Source organism: uncultured Phenylobacterium sp., from assembly GCF_902826855.1.
GTDB lineage: Bacteria > Pseudomonadota > Alphaproteobacteria > Caulobacterales > Caulobacteraceae > Phenylobacterium.
Genome location: NZ_CADEGK010000327.1, coordinates 1 through 3,008 on the forward strand (window position 1 = coordinate 1; position 3,008 = coordinate 3,008).

The 3,008-nt window shown below is 68.0% G+C and carries 6 protein-coding genes; 2 read left to right on the forward strand and 4 right to left on the reverse strand.

Features of this window, described 5'->3' with window-relative positions; all coding sequences use genetic code 11:
• A partial coding sequence (gene ilvC / locus QZV94_RS24235) for a ketol-acid reductoisomerase (RefSeq protein WP_293682923.1) occupies nucleotides 1-584 on the reverse strand: 584 nt, incomplete at its 3' end.
• 162 nt (nucleotides 585-746) lie between these two features.
• Here ilvC and arfB point away from each other — a divergent pair.
• The gene (arfB, locus tag QZV94_RS24240; RefSeq protein WP_293682925.1) at nucleotides 747-1,172 is read left to right on the forward strand and encodes an alternative ribosome rescue aminoacyl-tRNA hydrolase ArfB; all 426 of its coding nucleotides are present in this window, start codon (nucleotides 747-749) and stop codon (nucleotides 1,170-1,172) included.
• Here arfB and QZV94_RS24245 read toward each other — a convergent pair.
• Nucleotides 1,169-1,345, reverse strand: coding sequence for a YegP family protein (locus QZV94_RS24245; protein WP_293682927.1), 177 nt, complete (start codon nucleotides 1,343-1,345; stop codon nucleotides 1,169-1,171). The two genes, arfB and QZV94_RS24245, sit on opposite strands and share 4 nt — an antisense overlap.
• Nucleotides 1,346-1,433: 88 nt before the next feature.
• Complete coding sequence (locus QZV94_RS24250; RefSeq protein WP_293682929.1) at nucleotides 1,434-1,616, reverse strand: DUF1508 domain-containing protein; 183 nt, start codon at nucleotides 1,614-1,616, stop codon at nucleotides 1,434-1,436.
• A 108-nt stretch (nucleotides 1,617-1,724) separates the two neighbouring features.
• Between QZV94_RS24250 and QZV94_RS24255 the strand changes: the two genes are divergently transcribed.
• On the forward strand, nucleotides 1,725-2,282 hold the full coding sequence (locus QZV94_RS24255) for a hypothetical protein (RefSeq protein ID WP_293682931.1): 558 nt from the start codon (nucleotides 1,725-1,727) through the stop codon (nucleotides 2,280-2,282).
• A 44-nt stretch (nucleotides 2,283-2,326) separates the two neighbouring features.
• Here the strand turns inward: QZV94_RS24255 and QZV94_RS24260 are convergent.
• The coding region (locus tag QZV94_RS24260; protein WP_293682933.1) for an AAA family ATPase at nucleotides 2,327-3,008 on the reverse strand (682 nt) is incomplete at its 5' end.

Genomic DNA, 3,008 nt, shown 5'->3' on the forward strand with positions numbered 1-3,008 from the left:
TCGCCGAACAGGTCGGTCTCGCATTCCTCGCGGAAGTTGGTCTCGATGATGCCCGAGCGGCCGCCGCCGATCGCGGAGGCGTAGGCCAGGCCGAGGTCCATCGCCCCGCCGGTCGGGTCCTGGTGCACTGCGATCAGGCAGGGCACGCCGCCGCCCTTCTGGTACTCGCCGCGCACGGTGTGGCCCGGGCCCTTGGGCGCCACCATCAGCACGTCGATGCCGGGCGCCGGCTCGATGAGGTTGAAGTGGATGTTCAGCCCGTGGGCGAACAGCAGGGCCGCGCCATCGCGGATGTTGGGCGCGATCTCGGCGTTGTAGATGCCGCGTTGCAGCTCGTCCGGGGCCAGCACCATGAGGACGTCGGCCCATTTGGCGGCGTCGGCGACGCTCATCACCTTCAGGCCGTCGGCCTCGACCTTCTTGGCGGTCGCCGAACCGGGCTTCAGCGCCACGGCCACGTTCTTGGCGCCGGAGTCGGTGAGGTTGAGCGCGTGCGCACGGCCCTGCGAGCCGTACCCTACGATCGCGATCTTCTTGTCCAGGATGCGGGAAATGTCGGCGTCGCGGTCATAGTAGACGCGCATGATTGTTCTCCTGAACGGGTAAGAGGCCGCGCCCGCGCGCAACGCGGGTGCAGCAAAGCGGGCGCTTTCCAGCGGTTTTTTGCCGAAAGGTCAAGGGAGGGACGCCGTAGCCGCACCACGCAGTCTCGCCGAACCCCACCGAAGCATGGCATCCCAGGCCGCATGATCGAGGTCACCGACGCCATCGTCCTCGCCGATGACGAGGTGCAGGTCCGGGCGGTGCGCGCCTCCGGGCCCGGCGGCCAGCACGTCAATAAGGTGTCCACGGCGATCGAATTGCGCTTCGACGTGCGCGGCTCCCCCAGCCTGCCGGAGCCGGTGCGGGCCCGGCTCTACAGGCTCAGCGGCAACCGCCTGACGCTGGACGGCGTGATCGTGCTGGTGGCGCAGGAGCACCGCAGCCAGGAGATGAACCGCCAGGCGGCCCTGGAACGCCTCCTCACCCTGATCCGCAAGGCGGCCGAGCCGCCGCCGCCGCCGCGCAAGAAGACGCGACCGACCTACGCCTCCAAGCTCAGGCGCCTGGAGGGCAAGGCGAAGCGTTCGACGATCAAGGCCGCCCGCGGACGGCCGAAGGGCGACGACTAGCTGTTGTCTTCAGTCGGCGCGCCGGGGCCGTTCTTCTTGATGCTCTCGATGGCGTTCTGGGCGCTCGCCTTCGAGGCGTAGCCCTCCGTCGAGAAGATCGTCTCGCTGTTGTACTTGAACCGCACCCGATACTCGCCAGCCTTGTCCTTATGGATTTCGAACGTGTGGGCCATCGATCATCTCCTGGTGGATCCCTAGCGTGACCATAGGCGTGCGGCCGCACGCGCAGCAAGTCTGCGGTCGCGCCGTGGTCGACCTCAGCTAGAGGGTGAGGTCGGTGACCGAGGCGGTGGGCGCCTGTTTGCGAAAGTCCTCGATCGCCTTCTTGGCGCCGGCCTTCGACGAGTAGCTGTCGGTGGTCGAGAACACCGTTTCGCCATTGCGGATGAATCGGACGCGGTGCTCTCCGACCTTGTCCTTGTAGATCTCAAAGTGATGGGCCACGGCGGCTCTCCTGTTTGTGATGAGCGCCCAACTCACTTCCAGATGAGCGCAGTCAGGACATCCTAAGTATGGCACGATGCGGTCATATTCCCCTATAGACTGCGCGACATGACCCCCGGATCCAGCGCGCGCCTCGCCGCCGCCCTAACGCTCGCCACCCTGGTTACCGCCTGCGCCACGCCCAGCCTGGGCCCGCCGCCGCCTGGCGCGCCGCCGCCACCGCCGGTGGTGAGGGGCTCAGCCAATTTCTCGGCTGCGGACTTCGCGTGGTCGCAGCGCGCGGGCGGAAACATCATCGCCGGCCGGGTCACCTACCGGCAGGGACCGACCCGTTTCACCTGCGCCGGCTCCAGCGTCGTGCTTACGCCGGAGACTGCCTGGGCGATCCGCCGGATGGAGGCGCTCTATGGCTCGGCCGAGCGCGCCGCGCTGCCAAGCGACGAGGTGCGCGCGCGAACGCCCCACGCGCCGCCGGGAGACGCCGGGCCGTTCGTGAAGCGCACCAGTTGCGATGACGCCGACCAGTTCGCGTTCGGCGGCCTGCCGGACGGCGCCTGGTATGCCATTACCGTCGTCCGCCCTGTCGGAAACGCCCGAGCGCCCAACATGGCGCTGATGAAGCGCGTGGTGGTGCGCGGCGGGCGCACCGCGCCGCTGGTGATGTAGGCCATCCCACGGCCGCGCTGGCGCTGCCGTGGGACGCCGCCGAGCTAGTGCACCTGGGCGCGACCGATCTCCAACCCCTCGGCAGACCCGTGGACATCGATCACCGCGCCGTCCGCCAGTTCGCCCGCCAACAACTTGCGGGCGATCGGGTCGACCAGGTCCTTCTGGATCACCCGCTTCAGCGGCCGGGCGCCATAGACCGGATCGTAGCCGCGCTCGCCCAGCCAGTGCATGGCCGCGTCGTCCAGGGTGATGGACATCCGCCGGTCGGCCAGCAGTTTCTCCACCCGTTGGAGCTGGATCTTCACGATGTTGTCCATCTCCGAGCGGCCCAGGCGCTTGAACAGGATGATCTCGTCGATCCGGTTCAGGAACTCGGGCCGGAAGTGGTGGCGCACCACGTCCATGACGCCGGGCCGGGCCTTCTCCACGTCGTCGCCGTCGGGCAGGGCCGCCAGGAATTCCGAGCCCATGTTCGAGGTCATGATGATGAGCACGTTGCGGAAGTCGACCGTGCGGCCTTGTCCATCGGTCAGGCGGCCGTCGTCCAGCACCTGCAGCAGCACGTTGAACACGTCCGGGTGGGCCTTCTCGACCTCGTCGAACAACACCACCTGGTAGGGCCTGCGGCGCACGCTCTCGGTCAGCGCGCCGCCTTCATCGTATCCGACGTAGCCGGGGGGCGCGCCGATCATGCGGCTGACCGAGTGCTTCTCCATGTACTCG